At 37.7% G+C, this 14,790-nt stretch carries 15 protein-coding genes; 2 read left to right on the top strand and 13 right to left on the bottom strand.

Features of this window, described 5'->3' with window-relative positions:
• Nucleotide 1 precedes the first annotated feature (1 nt).
• The 10 genes from yknW to MLD65_RS12945 all read right to left on the bottom strand — a co-directional run bounded on the left by yknW (nt 2) and on the right by MLD65_RS12945 (nt 8,729).
• Entirely contained in the window at nt 2–697 is a 696-nt protein-coding gene (gene yknW, locus MLD65_RS12985; RefSeq protein WP_243292299.1) for a YknW family membrane protein, read from the bottom strand.
• A gap of 235 nt (nt 698–932) precedes the next feature.
• The gene (locus MLD65_RS12980; protein WP_243292298.1) at nt 933–2,111 is read right to left on the bottom strand and encodes a Ger(x)C family spore germination protein; all 1,179 of its coding nucleotides are present in this window, start codon (nt 2,109–2,111) and stop codon (nt 933–935) included.
• The gene (locus MLD65_RS12975; protein WP_243292297.1) at nt 2,098–3,195 is read right to left on the bottom strand and encodes a GerAB/ArcD/ProY family transporter; all 1,098 of its coding nucleotides are present in this window, start codon (nt 3,193–3,195) and stop codon (nt 2,098–2,100) included. The genes MLD65_RS12980 and MLD65_RS12975 overlap by 14 nt, the downstream gene beginning before the upstream one ends.
• Nucleotides 3,192–4,304 carry a GerAB/ArcD/ProY family transporter gene (locus MLD65_RS12970; RefSeq protein ID WP_243292296.1) on the bottom strand — a complete coding sequence of 371 codons (1,113 nt, stop codon included), beginning with the start codon at nt 4,302–4,304 and terminating at the stop codon, nt 3,192–3,194. Before MLD65_RS12970 ends, MLD65_RS12975 begins: the two co-directional genes overlap by 4 nt.
• Nucleotides 4,305–4,320: 16 nt before the next feature.
• Nucleotides 4,321–5,898 (bottom strand): spore germination protein, encoded by a 1,578-nt coding sequence (locus tag MLD65_RS12965; RefSeq protein ID WP_243292295.1) that lies wholly within the window; start codon nt 5,896–5,898, stop codon nt 4,321–4,323.
• A gap of 65 nt (nt 5,899–5,963) precedes the next feature.
• Nucleotides 5,964–6,089: a hypothetical protein gene (locus MLD65_RS18135; protein ID WP_279326075.1), complete on the bottom strand. Its 126-nt coding sequence runs from the start codon at nt 6,087–6,089 to the stop codon at nt 5,964–5,966.
• A 157-nt stretch (nt 6,090–6,246) separates the two neighbouring features.
• On the bottom strand, nt 6,247–6,480 hold the full coding sequence (gene moaD / locus MLD65_RS12960; RefSeq protein WP_243292294.1) for a molybdopterin converting factor subunit 1: 234 nt from the start codon (nt 6,478–6,480) through the stop codon (nt 6,247–6,249).
• Entirely contained in the window at nt 6,473–6,949 is a 477-nt protein-coding gene (locus MLD65_RS12955) for a molybdenum cofactor biosynthesis protein MoaE (protein WP_243292293.1), read from the bottom strand. Before MLD65_RS12955 ends, moaD begins: the two co-directional genes overlap by 8 nt.
• Nucleotides 6,949–7,470 carry a molybdopterin-guanine dinucleotide biosynthesis protein B gene (gene mobB / locus MLD65_RS12950; RefSeq protein WP_243292292.1) on the bottom strand — a complete coding sequence of 174 codons (522 nt, stop codon included), beginning with the start codon at nt 7,468–7,470 and terminating at the stop codon, nt 6,949–6,951. Before mobB ends, MLD65_RS12955 begins: the two co-directional genes overlap by 1 nt.
• Nucleotides 7,449–8,729 carry a molybdopterin molybdotransferase MoeA gene (locus MLD65_RS12945; protein WP_243292291.1) on the bottom strand — a complete coding sequence of 427 codons (1,281 nt, stop codon included), beginning with the start codon at nt 8,727–8,729 and terminating at the stop codon, nt 7,449–7,451. Before MLD65_RS12945 ends, mobB begins: the two co-directional genes overlap by 22 nt.
• 227 nt (nt 8,730–8,956) lie before the next feature.
• Here MLD65_RS12945 and MLD65_RS12940 point away from each other — a divergent pair, with 227 nt between their 5' ends.
• A complete protein-coding gene (locus MLD65_RS12940; protein ID WP_481748528.1) occupies nt 8,957–9,607 on the top strand; it encodes a Crp/Fnr family transcriptional regulator in 651 nt (216 codons plus the stop codon).
• A gap of 88 nt (nt 9,608–9,695) precedes the next feature.
• Here MLD65_RS12940 and MLD65_RS12935 read toward each other — a convergent pair whose 3' ends face one another.
• The 3 genes from MLD65_RS12935 to MLD65_RS12925 all read right to left on the bottom strand — a co-directional run bounded on the left by MLD65_RS12935 (nt 9,696) and on the right by MLD65_RS12925 (nt 13,505).
• Nucleotides 9,696–9,881, bottom strand: coding sequence for a hypothetical protein (locus tag MLD65_RS12935; RefSeq protein WP_243292289.1), 186 nt, complete (start codon nt 9,879–9,881; stop codon nt 9,696–9,698).
• A gap of 477 nt (nt 9,882–10,358) precedes the next feature.
• Nucleotides 10,359–11,897: an HAL/PAL/TAL family ammonia-lyase gene (locus MLD65_RS12930; RefSeq protein ID WP_243292288.1), complete on the bottom strand. Its 1,539-nt coding sequence runs from the start codon at nt 11,895–11,897 to the stop codon at nt 10,359–10,361.
• Nucleotides 11,898–11,924: 27 nt separating this feature from the next.
• The gene (locus MLD65_RS12925; protein WP_243292287.1) at nt 11,925–13,505 is read right to left on the bottom strand and encodes a BCCT family transporter; all 1,581 of its coding nucleotides are present in this window, start codon (nt 13,503–13,505) and stop codon (nt 11,925–11,927) included.
• Nucleotides 13,506–14,039: 534 nt separating this feature from the next.
• Between MLD65_RS12925 and MLD65_RS12920 the strand changes: the two genes are divergently transcribed.
• The gene (locus MLD65_RS12920) at nt 14,040–14,642 is read left to right on the top strand and encodes a DnaA N-terminal domain-containing protein (protein ID WP_243292286.1); all 603 of its coding nucleotides are present in this window, start codon (nt 14,040–14,042) and stop codon (nt 14,640–14,642) included.
• Nucleotides 14,643–14,790 lie beyond the last annotated feature (148 nt).

The raw sequence follows: 14,790 nt of genomic DNA, 5'->3' as shown, positions 1-14,790 counted from the left end.
ATTATGCACCCATCATACTTCCAAATGATCCACCAATAAGAGCAATTAATCCGAGTATGACGAAGAAAATAATCGCAACGGTCCATGCTGCTTTTTTCGATAAACCACCTACTCGCTCAAGTCCCATTGCAGAGATAACGGTTCCCCAAATAGCAAACAGTTCCAAATAGGATAACAGAGCTCCGACCGCTCCTTCTGCACCTACAACACCGTTTAAACTTGTAAAGTTCGCCTCTTCTACACTCACACCTACTGAGTAAGCAATTACTGAATTGAGTAATGCGCCAATACTTGAGATGAAAAACACATAAGTAGAAAATGAGAATAATTGCTTAAATTTTGCACCTGTTCCAGCGATTTTCGTAACAGCTAAATAAATGAGTGTTGAAATTAAAAGTGAAAAAGGAGCTACTAAAAGTCCTCCAACAATAAAGGAAGTGCTCATAATTACGTTCATAACTTCTGCTTCTTCTTGACTCATTCCTTGTTCAATTCCAACGGCAACAAAGTCTACCGTACTAAAGCTGATAAATGTAGCGATAGTCGTAAGTGCCATGACAACGAGTAACGGAACTAACACTTTCGGGTTTTGGCGAATTCGGTCAAGCGTCTCTCCCGGACTCGTTATGATTCCGAGCAATTTTGGCTTTTCTAGTTTCACAGTTGTTTCATTGTTTGGTTGCAATGATTCTGTCATATGATTCCCTCCATTTTTCTTTTTCCATTTACTATTACGAATAATTTTCCAGAAAGGTTTCAAAAAATCTTTATTTTTTTCACATAATAGTTTTACAGATTTTTATTTTCATATTTATAAATGTAGTTCGTGATGATTCAAAATAACGAAATTAAAAAAAAAGAACAAAAGGTTTCCCTTTCGTTCAGCTTTATTTCCTATAACCATCAGTACAGATGGTTGTTTACGTTTCACTTTATTTCTGTTTATTCATTTTTCTCCCTTGTGTTTGGAATTGGCGGATGTTCACTTTCACCTTAACATTAATTGTCGCATTGGAAAAATACTCTTCCCAATCCTTTTTTATTTTTTTCCAAAGTTTCGGTTTATGGATTCGCAAGCTTTCGCCAAACCCAGCCACATCTACTTTTAGCTCTTTTTGTGTTTTCTCTAATCCTTTATCGATCAATTCTTTCATTTCTTTTTCAATTTGTTTTTCTGCTCTTTTAATAAACGTTTCGTCAAACGCATCACTATCTTGTATCCAATCTTCCGATATACGCCCTTCTGTTGAAACATTTACTGTAAATGAAAGGTTATTTTCCGTTCCCTTCGGTTTAATAGAGCTTTTCAAATGATCGAGTTCATATGTAATGATTTCGTCTGATTTTTGATCAACTGCGGTTACGACCCCCGCTTCCGCCTCACCTGTTATACAATTAATGGCAAACGTTTCATCTTCATCTAACTCTCCAACCATTTTCTGCGTTTTTCCATTGATTACAGCAGCTCCAATCAATTGAATCCCCTCGTTAAACGGTTGTACTTTTTGAACAATAAAGCTTTTTTCCGCTGACATGTTTTCTGAGAAATCGCCTAAAGATAATTTTGGAGCCATTTTAGCTGTCTTCGTTTTCATATTTTCTGTTAAATAGAACAGCTTTAAAGAAGGAATCGGGTCTTTTTTTCCTTTTATACTTAATATATCGCTTGCTTTCTCCTCTGAAATTAATACGTGTACAGTCCGTCTAATTTCATGATCTCGAAAGAAAAAATTCATTAGTTGAAGGAGATTAATGGACTCGGCAGCCTCCTTACTCATAACCAATACTTTTAAATGAGAATAATTCGGACTGCGACTTGTAATCGTGGAGTGTTCACGCCCTGCCTCAAATACTGAACTTTTCCCAATCGTTTCATTCGTAAAAGGTTCTCCTTCGATCCCTCCTCCATTTTGTCCCGCAAACACTTTAGGAACAACATATTGGATCGTCAAGATTGGTTGTACATCATCATTATTTGACGTCTCTTCTACATCCACCCCGAAACCAACGACTAAACCTGTTTCTTCTATTTCAACGCGATCCCAACACCCGGCCGTAAAAAGAAGTGATAGACAACAGCCGAGCATAAATCCCTTTTTACCTTTTCTCATTTTGTTTCCTCCTTATGAAGGCAATCGTTAAAAGAACAATAGGAAAGATTCCAGCAATGACAATCGCCATACTCCCGAGGTAATCCCCCAATTTGAAAAGACTATTGATATCTTCTGGATACATTGCACATAAATAAATGAACGGTAAGAGACCATATACAATAGGCTTGTACTTTTTCTTCAAAACTTGGCTCAATCCGATACTAGCTAAATAATAATACATAATAAAAGATGTGAATGTTGTAATCACCCAGAGGATAATAAAAAAGCTTTCAAACCGTTCAAAAAGTAAAATTTTCATTTCAAATGACTTAACAAGCTCCATTGTCGGCCATGTTAGCAACCTTACTTCATCTACTGTCAATGTCCCAATAACAGCGATCAAGATTAAAATATATAAAAATAATGGGATAAGGGTTCCAATTGTTGCAACTTTCATCGCTTTTTTCGATTGTTCCATATATGCCATTAAAACAAAATAAATTTCAATTCCAGAAAGGGATAAGGCTGTCGGCTTAATACCGTTTAAAACCGGTTTCATTCCTTCCCCTAAAACAGGACGAAGATTATTGATGTCAATCGTTGTCACGCTAAGGCCGAGCATGAATAGAATAAAAAGCAACACAATCGGAAAGTACATTTGCAAAAGCTTTACAATGGAATAAATACCACTAATTACAATATACTGACCTACACAAATGTATACGATGATGATGACTTCTATCGGTGTTTTATCTAATAAATAGACCCGAAGCACCTCCGCAGTCGTACGTGCTTGAAATCCTGTAGATAAATAAAAATAACTCATAACAAATACGTTACAAACAGCCCCTAACCACTTACCGACCAAAATAGGACTAAATTGATAGAGTGTCATGCCGTTAAATTGATGGCATAACTTCGTGACAAAAAAGGCGGCAACAATATATAATACACCGCCAATCATCATACTAATCCAAATATCAGGCGTTTGCGCTTCCTCGGCACTTCCACGAGGCACTGTCACAATTCCAACACCAATAATGGTCATCGTTAATGCGATGGCTGCTTGTGTTGTAGTAAGGTGCTTGTTTGTACCATTCATTGTTTCCTTCCTTTTTTGTTCTGAAATTTTTTTCGTATCGAAGCTATGCTCCATAATAAAACAGGCAAAATCCCTGCAACAAAAATGGCCATATTTCCGACATAATCCCCATATTTAAATACACCGTTAATATCATGTGGATACATAGCTGATAAGTAAATAAACGGCAGAAGCCCGTAGACAAAATGCTTACGTTTTTTATGGAATATTTGAGCCATCCCTAATGATGCGAGGTAGAATGCCATAATGAACGTCGTAAACGTTGTAATCACCCAAAGAATAATAAAGAACGTTTCAAACCGTTCCAAGAAAAAACCTTTAATTTCTATTGATTTGACTAATTCCATCGTCGGAAAGGTAAGAAGTCGCACCTCCTCAACGGTTAACGCACCAATAACAAAAATTAAAATAAAAACATATAAGCTAATGGTAAATCCGATCCCTATGAATGTTGTCATTAATGCTTTTTGTGGCTTTTGCATACAAGCTGTTAAAACGAACATAATCTCAAATCCGATATAAGAAAGGCTATTTGGCTTAACCCCTTTTAGTACAGGGGGAATACCTTCCCCAAGTACAGGGCGGATGTTGTTTATATCAAAATTAGTTAAACTTAATAAAAAGATGAAGAGAAAAAAAATTAAAATAACAGGAAAATATAGTTCAAATAATTTTAATATCGGGTTAAGCCCTGCCAAAACAACATAAACAGCGACACTCATAAAAACGAAAATCGTTGCTTCAATCGGTGTTTTATCCAATAAGTAGCTGCGTATAACTTCTCCCATCGTCCGCACTTCAAATCCAGCTAAAAGCGTAAAATATAAAATGAAAACGAAGTTTACCATATACCCGAAAAATTTACCTATTACGTGTTGACTAAATTGATAAAACGTTTCATTCGGATACATTTGGCTTAGTTTCACAACAAAAAATGCCGCAAACATGGCGATAGCTCCTGAAATCGCAACCGTTATCCATATATCCGGCGTTTGCACCGCTTCAGCGCTGACTCTTGGAAGAGTAATAATTCCAACCCCAACAATCGTCATGATGACGGCAATTGAAGCTTGAATGTTTGTTATTTTTTCTTGAGGACTTAACATCATACGAATCACCTTTTAACTAGGATGAACGCTCATTAATTCGAGTAGTGTCCTTTGGTTTAAACATACTTGGTCTTTGCTTAAGAACGAGATAGGGTAAGCGAACGATGGCATCCTTCCAGTCTTTAAATTGATATGGAACTAATGGGGAGGTATATTCAACGCCAAAGCTTTTGAGTTTCACTAGATGAATCGAAATGACCATGGCAAACATAATGATTCCAAATAACCCTAAAACAGCTGCTGAGAACATCATTCCAAAACGTAATATTCGAATCGCGATTCCTACTCCATACTGCGGTAATGCAAAAGAAGAAACCGCTGTCAGTGCAACAACAATAACCATCATTGGACTCACTAAACCAGCTGTTACCGCCGCTTCTCCAATAACAAGTCCTCCAACGATCCCGACTGTTTGGCCAATAGGCCGTGGAAGTCTAACTCCAGCTTCTCGTAATATTTCAATCGTCACTTCCATCATTAATGCCTCAATAATGGATGGAAAAGGCACCCCTTCGCGACTCCCAGCAATAGATATGACTAAATCGGTTGGAATTAACCCAGGATGATAAGAAATGAGGGCTACATATAAGGAAGGGGCAAATAACGAGACAATCGCTGCTCCAAACCGCATAAGACGAACGAGCGTACCAACATACCATCGTTCATAGTAATCCTCTGGTCCTTGAAGAATGGACGTAATCGTAATTGGGAGTATTAATACAAATGGAGTTCCATCAACTAAAACAGCAACACGCCCTTCTAACAATGAACTTGCTACTTTATCTGGCCTTTCTGTTGTTAATAGCTGCGGGAAAGGCGATAAATAGTCATCTTCAATGAACTGCTCAACAACCCCGGATTCCGGTACTTGATCCAAATCCATTTTGTCTAATCGTTTTTTAACCTCTCGGATCATTTGTTCATTCGTAATATCATTCATATATGTAACGATAACCGTCGTTTGACTTCTGCGCCCGATCGTATATTTGTCAAAAACAAGGTTTGGGTCTTTAATTCGTCGTCGGATTAATGATATGTTCACAAGAATATTTTCTACAAATCCTTCTCTTGAGCCCCTAACGGTTGCGTCTGTAATCGGCTCCTCAATTTGTCTAGATGGCCATTGTTTTGTTCCGAGCACAAGCGCTGCATCGACACCTTCAATCAAAAGTGCCGTTTCACCATTAAAAATGCTCATAATACAGTCTTCAAAATTTCTTACCTCTTCGACATCTGTTAACGTAATCACATGGTCTTTTATTTTTTCCTTTATTTTATGACTCATTGCATGATGATCATTTACGAACGAATCTCGTTTCAAAACATCTAACATGATAGACTTTAATAGTTGCTCATGAATTTGTTCTTTATTAACAAGCCCCTTAATAAAGACAACGGCAGCGCGAACATGATAAATCTCTATATAAAACTCACGAATCACAACATCTGGATTATTCCCTAAAATACGTTGAAATTGCTCGAGGTTAGCCTGTAAATGAGATGAAAAACTATGATTGGCTCCGATGAAATGAGTTTGTTGCTGAATTCGTTTATTCTCTTTATTTTTTTGATGTAACCATACCCATGGATGCATCACCCTCACCTCCCTTACATGAATTACTTTGTCACATTAAACCGTGTTCCTAAGAGATAGACTCGTTAATTTGATTTCACGATCTGTCTTAACCAGTTTGAAATTTTTGCAATCGAAAACGGAATCATAAAAGCAAAAAACGCCCCGACAAAATGATCCCATTTTGGAAGATAAGATACGATCAATTCCATTTCAGATCACCTCTTTATTATTCTCACCTAACATTATGTATTCATGCATAGAAATGGAAACCTCATCATTTACGTTGATGAAAAAAAGCACCCCTATAAAGCTAAGTTGTAAATACAACGTCGACTTTTAGGGGTGCTACTTGATCTATTACGTTTTTTACCCTCCGCTCACTGGCGGAATAATCGCTACCGTATCACCATCTCGAATGATGAAGTCATTTGGTGCATATTCTTCGTTTACCGCAATGAATACATGGTCTTTTATTGGTAAATTGTATTTGGAACGAAGTGTTTCTCTTAATTGTTGTACAGTTAATGATGTTTCATGAATCTCCAGCTGATTTGTTTGTGCTTGTTCCTGTAATTGCGCAAAAAGCAATACTTTAATCATGTTCTTTCACCCTTTCCCCTGGTTCTCCACTTGGATAGGCTGTTGTTTCAAGCTGGTCTCCTACCCACATCTCGCCATCTTCCCAATGTTCTTTTTTCCATATCGGAACAATTTGTTTAATCCGTTCAATCGCATATTGATTCGCTTCATAAGCATCAATACGATGCGGTGTGGAAACGGCTATAACAACGGCAATGTCCGATATTTCCAGTTTTCCAACGCGATGCGTGATGGCACATTTCGCATCAGGCCATTTTTCTTTTATTTCATCGCCAATTTTCTTTAACATGCTAATCGCCATTTTTTCATAAGCCTCATACTGCAAAAAAAGTGTTCGCTTGCCATTCGTCCATTCTCTTACTGTTCCAATAAATGTTGTGACTGCTCCCGCTTCAGGGCGAATGACTTTTTGCACAACGGTCTCGACTGAAATTGGCTCATTCGTCACTTCATATAAAGAAAAACTCATCAACTTCCCTCCATTTGATTGCATATCCACTGTATGTAAGCTTCTTTTTCATCGAATTTAAACTGTTTACAAGAAGATGGAAGTGCTGTTGTTAACGGTTCTGTAGAAATCACACAGCAAATGTTTTTCAATGATTGTACAAGATGCTCATCCTCTTTTGAACGAAGGAGTACAACCTTCGGAAACGGGGCATGCTTATATCCTTCTATTAAAATGAGATCAAGTGGAAACATTTGATATAATGAAAGAATTTGCTTTACGTTTGACTCTTCCATTTTCAATTGCATATGAAATTCCCCATTCCCTTCCACAGACGACACATAGGCCCCTTGCCGAAAGTGACGGTGATGGTCACGGAATCGCTCCTCTACATCCGGCGGATTTCCTTCATGGCCGTGATGCTTGATCGTTCCAACTTTCACATTTCGCTCTGAAAACTCACGAACTAACGCTTCCATTAACGTTGTTTTCCCGCAATTTTTGTAGCCGACAACTTGGATTATTTTTTGATGTTTCCCCACGGCCATTCACAACCTTTTTGTTCATCTAGGAGAAATACGTTTACGAGCATTCCTTTTTCATAACCTCTCGTGCCACCTGGCAAGACGATTAAGGCGTTTACTTCACTTAAACTTGAAACCATGCTCGATTTATCTAAGCCGACAGGTGTTACCATAACTTTTCCTTCTTCCCAATCGATTCGACTGCGAACAAAACGAGTAAAGGGGTTCGGCTTTGGAAAATCTTTCGTTAAATACGCTTGGATCACGGTGGCATGCGGTTCGTTTGAATACAATGTATATTTAATTAAAGGACGGACAAATAATTCATAGCCAACAAAGCACGCAGATGGGTTTCCAGATAAACCAAATAACCACTTACCATTATGCTCAGCAACCGTTGTCACACTACCTGGCCGCATCCCAATTTTATTAAATAGTACGTTTGCACCTAATCGTTTATAAATCTCAGGTAAAAAATCGTAGTCGCCGACTGATACACCGCCTGTCGTGATTAACATGTCAACTTCAAGCAGGGCAGATTGAACTGCCTCGAAGCAAGCTTCTATGTCGTCGCTTTTATGGGCATAAAGCTTCGGAATTGCCCCGCTTCGAATTACTTGTGAATAAACCATGTATGCATTGCTGTTACGAATTTTTCCAGGAGCGAGTGGTTCATGAACATCTAAAAGCTCGGTGCCTGTTGATAAAATCCCAATCGTTGGTTTTTTCACAACCGGAACTTTATCATAACCGAACGTGGCAAGTAAAGCCATAACGCCCGGGTTTATATATGTACCTCCTTTAACGAGAACCTCGCCTTTTTTCGTGTCCTCCCCTTGAAAGGAAATGTTCGACCACTTTTGAAACGGCCGTTTTATAGACATATACGGTTTGCCGTCACGAACAAACTCTTTCGTTAATTCATACATGACGACCGCATCTCCCCCAGCTGGCAGTTGAGCGCCTGTCATAATCCGTACTGCCTCATTTGGACCTATTGTCTTTTCGGATACAACACCCGCTCCGATGGAATCAATAATCTCAAATTCAACTGGTTGACTCTCTGTTGCGCTCAATGAGTCTTCCGCTCGAATAACAAAACCATCGTACGGGGAGCGGTTAAACGGTGGCACGTCATGATCGGCCACAATATCGACAGCGACATAACGCCCATTGCTCTTTACAATCGGTACATGTTCGATTTCGCCTCGTTTTGCTCGGCACATCACTTTTTTTACAGCTTCTTCTATTGGAATCGGTGTTCGTCTTTCAACCATCAGTTTTCCTCCAACTTATTTTTCTTTATCATATCAAATACTCGTTTCAAACTATATGACATTTTTAACAAACAATAATTTGTCGCAATGATTTCAAACTTTCTTCACATTTTAGATTTTGTTTATAGATTCACGAAGAAGATTGTAATAAAATAGAAGTACCGTAATAGGGTAAGAAAGGGTGTACATATTTGGCATCTCTAGAAAAAAATTCTTTAGCAACATTAATGACCTTTCACCATAATGTGAAAAAAGTCTCAAAAGGTGATTTTTTATTTCAAGAAGGCATGGTGGCAAAAGACTTATTTATCATTAAAGAAGGAATCATTCAAATTAGTAAAGTTACGCCAGATGGTAAAGAGCTTTGCCTTCGCATTTGTCAAAAAGATGACCTTTTCGGCGAGTTATCCATTTTTTCAGACCAGTCTCACTATATGTTAAATGCAAAAGCCATAATTGATAGTGAAGTCGCCGTTATTTCAAAAGAGACTTTGGAATCTGAGCTTTCACACAATCATCATTTAAGTATGGAATTAATGAAATGGATGAGTGATCAATACCGCCGTATACATACAAAAATAAGGGATTTAATTTTGCACGGTAAAAAAGGTGCGTTATACTCCACTTTAATACGACTAACGAACAGCTACGGGATTGAAAAAGAGGATGGAATTTTTATTGACTTAACGTTGACGAACCAACAGCTAGCCAACTTTTGCGGTACCGCTCGCGAAAGCGTCAACCGTATGCTCAGTGAATTAAAGAAAAACAAGATTATTTCCATGATAAATGGAAAAATTATTGTTCATGATTTAGAACATTTAAAACGTGAGATTAATTGTGAACAATGCCCAGTTGACTTTTGTCGGATTGATTAGTTAAATACAAATTTAGCAGAACAGACCAAAATCAAGCAGAGTAAGGGAGGAAGGTGAGCTACCATATAAGGAGCTCACCTTCTTTTTTCTACAATTGATGATCATTTTCATTTCTTACTTCATGTAAATAGGTCTCCATATACACACGTTCAGACTCGGAAGCGTTTTTCGCACCTTCTTCTGGATCAATATTTAATTTCCACTTCTTCACGGTAATGTCTACAACCGCTCCTAAAGTTACAAGACCACCAATGAGAATCAGCCATCCATTCATCGTGAACACGTCCTTTCATGATTCTAATGGGTAAGCCAAATTTTATTTTTACTACGAAATGATTAGTTAATGCATACATACATATTATATGCTGAATCGGCGTTCGCACCCTTTGATCCAAACAAACTCGTTGATAGGTCTATTGTAATAATTTAGAAGAAACAAAGTATTTGTTTCTCCAAGTTTCAATGCCAACGACATGTTGATGTGCTATTTTTATTTCTAAATAGGTTTGTATGTTATACGATTGTACATTGCCAAAAGTTTCAAAATTTCACTTAAACCTTTGTAAAAGGCAGGAGATTTTTCTAAAAAATTTATAACAACTGTTGTGAAGTAAGTATTGTGATTTTGATAATCAATCACTAATTAAACATTGAAAAAGAAGAGCATCTTATCGCTCTTCCTTTTCGAATTATACAAGTATAACATTTATAATTATAAATATTTCTTTCATTTATTTACTAAGAGCATTATTTAGAATAATTCCCCAATCATATCTTCCACACATTCAATAATCTCACCTGAATGAATGAATTTTCTTATCTTTTCAATATGAGGATACAAAAACATGTCCTCTTCCATTTTTGGTACATCGTGAGCGATTCGCTCTAAAACTGCCCTTGTGGCAGATCCTGGCAACAAGTCGTTTCTGACAAATTGGTGGGCAAAGTATACGGATAACAATTCAATCGCTAATATATATTCAAGCTTCTTTGCTACTTCGCGTGCTTTTTTCGCTGCATTGTACCCCATTCCGACATAGTCTTCTTGGTCTGCACATGTTGGGATATTATCCACTGTTGCCGGATGAGACAACATTTTCATATCATTTAATAAACCGGCTTGTGAATATTGTGGAATCATAACACCAGAGTTGAGTCCTGCTTTTTGAATAAGAAAGGATGGGTAGCCTGAAAGCTGGCCGTTAATAATCCGATTGTTGCGACGTTCTGACATTTTAGCAATCGTTGTGGCGGCAATACAGGCGGAATCCAATTCAATTCCTACATAAGATGAATCGCAATTGCCCCCGGATATCGCTCCTCCCTTTTCTTCGTCTGGCCATAAAACGGGGTTATCTGAACATGCATTCATTTCAATCTCAATCGTTTTTAATGCATCATGAAACGATTTCTTTGCTGCCCCGTGTAGCTGTGGGATACAACGTAATGAGAGCGCATCTTGCAGGCGATAATCCTTGAATTCTTTCGCCATTTCAGAGTCTGCTAATAGTTTACGAATGTTAGCCGCTGTATTCTTTTGTTCATGATGAGGTCGAACGCTCATTAATCGTTCATCAAAGGCGCGTGTTGTTCCCTTAAGAACTTCTACTGTCATGGCACCAATGATATCAGCGGCTTTGGCCGCCTTTATCATATCGTATAACGCTAATGCTCCGATTCCTGTAGGACTTGTCGTCCCGCTAGTAAGTGCCAAACCTTCTTTCGCTGCAAGAACAATCGGTTTTAATCCCACTTTGTCTAAGGCATCTTTAGCCGGCAGAAGCTCCCCATTCACATAAGCACTCCCCTCCCCAATCAATACGAGCGCCATATGAGCCTCAATACTTAAATAGCCGACAGATCCTTCGCGAGGGGCAAATGGAGTAAGGCCAAGATTTAAAAAATGACGATACATATCTAACGTTTCAACCCTTACTCCTGAATATCCTTTACCTAAATTTTGTAAAACCATCAAGATCGTCGCCCTAACGTCTTCTTCTGCTAACGGTTCTCCGACCGAAGTAGCATGGGATAATAAAATATTTCTTTGTAATTGTGTCGTTTCCTCTGACGAAATAATTTGTTTATACAAAGCCCCAAATCCAGTATTCACGCCATACATCACATTGCCTTCAGAAATCCACTTTTTTACAAGCTGAGAGGATTGTTCTACTCGCTTACGATACTTATGTGAAAATTCCACATTCGCACCGAAACGAGCAACGGCAATGAATTCTTCTAATGTCAAGGGTTCCCCTAGCGTTACTGTTTTGATATCTTTAGGATTCATTTTTCTCCCTCACTTCTTTCACATACGTTACTTTTCGATTTTATCGATGAAAAACATTTTAATGGCGGAAGCTACTTGTAACACGAAAACAAATAATACAGCAGATCCGCCAGCTGCTGCTAAGTACTTAACACCATCCACTCCTTGTGCCCCACCTGCAAAGGCAACCATGACAAACGCAATGACGCCAATGGATAATGCCCATAGAAGTTTTTTCCAATTAGCAGGTTCTTCATCATGTTCGATGTTCGATGTACACATAGATGCAATCGTTCGAACCATTGAATCTGCTGCAGTCGCAAAGGAAAGAATTAACGCAATCATAACAACTGGAATGATCACCACCCCTAAAGGTAAATTCTCTAAAAATGTCCATAATCCAGCAACAGCCCCGCTATTCTTAATTGTCTCAACTAAATCGACAACGTTGTTTTGTTCCCAATGTAAAGCTGTCCCCCCCCAAATACCGAACCAGATAATACTGAAAACAGCCGGTAAAATCCAGTTAATAAACATAAATTGGCGAATCGTTCGACCATACGAAATAACGGCTAGGAAGATACCCATAAGTGGTGCATAAGCGATCCAGATGGCCCAGTCATACAACGTCCACCACATTACAAGTGCTTCTCCACCTAAATCGATTGGATCAAGCCCCCATCCCCAAAAATTTTGGAGCCAATAAGCTAAACCAGCGGTAGACGTACGCAAAATATATACCGTAGGCCCTATAATGATAAGTGCAATTAATAAAACATAAAATATTTTTGCGTTGATATCTGATAATTTACGAATTCCTTTATCCAACCCTTTTAACGAGGAAACCGTAAACGTAGCTGTAATAATAACCGTTAACACAAACCACATGAGCGGCCCCTGTTGAATGCCATATGTTGTCTCAATACCTGAACCTACTAACGCCAATCCTGCCCCTAATGAAGATGCCAATCCTAAAGCAATCGCTAATACAGCTAACGTATCAATAATATTTGTCCATATTCCTTTCGTTACTTTATCACCAAAAAGTGGAGTCAACGTTGCTGTAACGGTAAGAGACTTCTTACGATTAAAATACATATACGCCATAATTAAACCTGATAAAGAGTACATGGCATACGGAATAAAAGTCCAATTGTAAAAGCTTCTGCCAATCGCGTAAATAGCAGCAAGAGATGTTCCAGGTTCAACTCCGGTTTGTGCCATCTCTCCATAAATATTTCCAAAATAAATAATAGGTTCATTCACGCCATATGTAACGACGCCTGTCGCAATCCCCCCTGTTAACGCCATCGCAAACCAAACACCGAACGAGAACTTAGGCTTCGCATCAGCCCCACCAAAACGAATATTCCCCAACTTTGAAAATGTCACTAAACTCACAATAATTAAGGCGACAATTGAAATAACTTGATAAAGCCACCCAAGATTCCGTAATGATCCTAAAAACGTGTTCATCGAAATGTCTGTTAACATTTTGTTGTTAACGATTCCGAGAACAGCCCCTCCCCCTACAACGAGAAAAGCTGGCCAAAATACACCTTTACGCGTTCTATGTTTTACCTGGAATTCAACCTCCACATCTTTTTCTTTTTTTGTAGCCAATGACATTTCATTACCCCCTTGTACTCAACAAAATTTAACCGCTTACAAACCGTTATACTTTTTCTATCATTTTTAAGAATCATGAACATGTGAATAACTTTCTCTTTCATCACAATGTGGAACGAGAAGGAAGAAGAAATACTTCAATGGAGGATTAAAACATTGAAATTTAACCTGATTTTGAACAAGATCTCCTTCTAAAATAACCATTTTTTCTTATCACTACATCACCTCACTAAATAATTATCTTAATTTACTGAAATTTTAAATTATAAACACCTTCAAATATATATACTATAATTTCGAAATTCTTCAATTATTTTCGAAAAAATTAATAGTTTCGGTTATGTTGCAGTTTGTTTCTGGTATTTATTTTAGGTTTCTACATTTACTTTTGATATAAAGAAATTAATTTCAAATTAAAAAATGATCATGAACATTATGATTGTCTAACTTTTACTCATAAAGCACTCTCTCAATAAAAAAGAAATGTTAAAATAAATTCATATAGTAGAAACAAGAAAGGGGTATGAGTATTATTTGGATGCTACAATGCTTTGGGATGCAGTTTTAGAAAAAATTAATAAAAGAATTTCCATTCCTTCCTTTGAGACGTGGTTTAAAGATACAACAATCGAGATTGATAACGACGTGATCATCGTTAAATCTAAAAATCAATTCGCATCTGATTGGCTTGAATGTCGTTATCATTCTTTAATTTCTGAGTCCGTTTGTGAAGTTGCAAGTCAGTCATACGATATTAAATTTAGTCATTTTGAGCAGGAAAGTATATGTGAAAATCACCCTTTAGAGAATGATAAGGTATTGAATCGAAAGCTAAAAGAAATTTTAGAGCGAATGATGAAGGAAGATTTTTATTCTGACGACTTAGCGATACGTTTATTAGATGTTCCTAAAGAAGAAATTGTAAGAATGAAAAATGAAATTGAGGACGAGCATAGGCTTGCAATGCTGCAAACAAATACTGCTCAAAAAGTAAAGCGAGAAGTACTTAAAAATTTAATGCGAGCAAAGCATAGTTTTTCCGATGAGGAATTGATGCACATCTCCATGGTTAACAAAAATGAATTGAAAGATGTTAAAAACGAAATGATTGAAGAACAGAAAAAAGAAATGTGTTAAAAGGACCATGAATTTGGAAGAATAGAGTAGGGTAACCTCTTTCAAGGCTACCCCCTCATCAAACCGTACGTGCCCTATTAAGGCATACGGCTTACCAACGTGTTCCTTATCATCATCAGTAGGTTGCTAATCGTTGGGCATAGTTCAT

The organism is Bacillus sp. FJAT-47783, from assembly GCF_022808615.1.
Taxonomy (GTDB): domain Bacteria; phylum Bacillota; class Bacilli; order Bacillales; family Aeribacillaceae; genus Bacillus_BZ.
The sequence above is the reverse complement of the archived record's forward strand: the minus strand, read 5'-3'. Positions and strand labels throughout refer to the sequence as shown.

Excerpts from the sequence above, each read along its gene's own strand:
- MLD65_RS12925 (WP_243292287.1), bottom strand. The coding sequence starts at position 13,505 with ATGTCATTGGCTACAAAAAAAGAAAAAGATGTGGAGGTTGAATTCCAG.
- MLD65_RS12955 (WP_243292293.1), bottom strand. The coding sequence starts at position 6,949 with ATGAGTTTTTCTTTATATGAAGTGACGAATGAGCCAATTTCAGTCGAG.
- MLD65_RS12970 (WP_243292296.1), bottom strand. The coding sequence starts at position 4,304 with ATGATGTTAAGTCCTCAAGAAAAAATAACAAACATTCAAGCTTCAATT.
- MLD65_RS18135 (WP_279326075.1), bottom strand. The coding sequence starts at position 6,089 with ATGGAATTGATCGTATCTTATCTTCCAAAATGGGATCATTTTGTCGGG.
- MLD65_RS12940 (WP_481748528.1), top strand. The coding sequence starts at position 8,957 with ATGACCTTTCACCATAATGTGAAAAAAGTCTCAAAAGGTGATTTTTTA.
- MLD65_RS12935 (WP_243292289.1), bottom strand. The coding sequence starts at position 9,881 with ATGAATGGATGGCTGATTCTCATTGGTGGTCTTGTAACTTTAGGAGCG.
- MLD65_RS12980 (WP_243292298.1), bottom strand. The coding sequence starts at position 2,111 with ATGAGAAAAGGTAAAAAGGGATTTATGCTCGGCTGTTGTCTATCACTT.
- moaD (WP_243292294.1), bottom strand. The coding sequence starts at position 6,480 with ATGATTAAAGTATTGCTTTTTGCGCAATTACAGGAACAAGCACAAACA.
- MLD65_RS12975 (WP_243292297.1), bottom strand. The coding sequence starts at position 3,195 with ATGAATGGTACAAACAAGCACCTTACTACAACACAAGCAGCCATCGCA.
- MLD65_RS12945 (WP_243292291.1), bottom strand. The coding sequence starts at position 8,729 with ATGGTTGAAAGACGAACACCGATTCCAATAGAAGAAGCTGTAAAAAAA.
- MLD65_RS12965 (WP_243292295.1), bottom strand. The coding sequence starts at position 5,898 with ATGCATCCATGGGTATGGTTACATCAAAAAAATAAAGAGAATAAACGA.
- MLD65_RS12930 (WP_243292288.1), bottom strand. The coding sequence starts at position 11,897 with ATGAATCCTAAAGATATCAAAACAGTAACGCTAGGGGAACCCTTGACA.
- yknW (WP_243292299.1), bottom strand. The coding sequence starts at position 697 with ATGACAGAATCATTGCAACCAAACAATGAAACAACTGTGAAACTAGAA.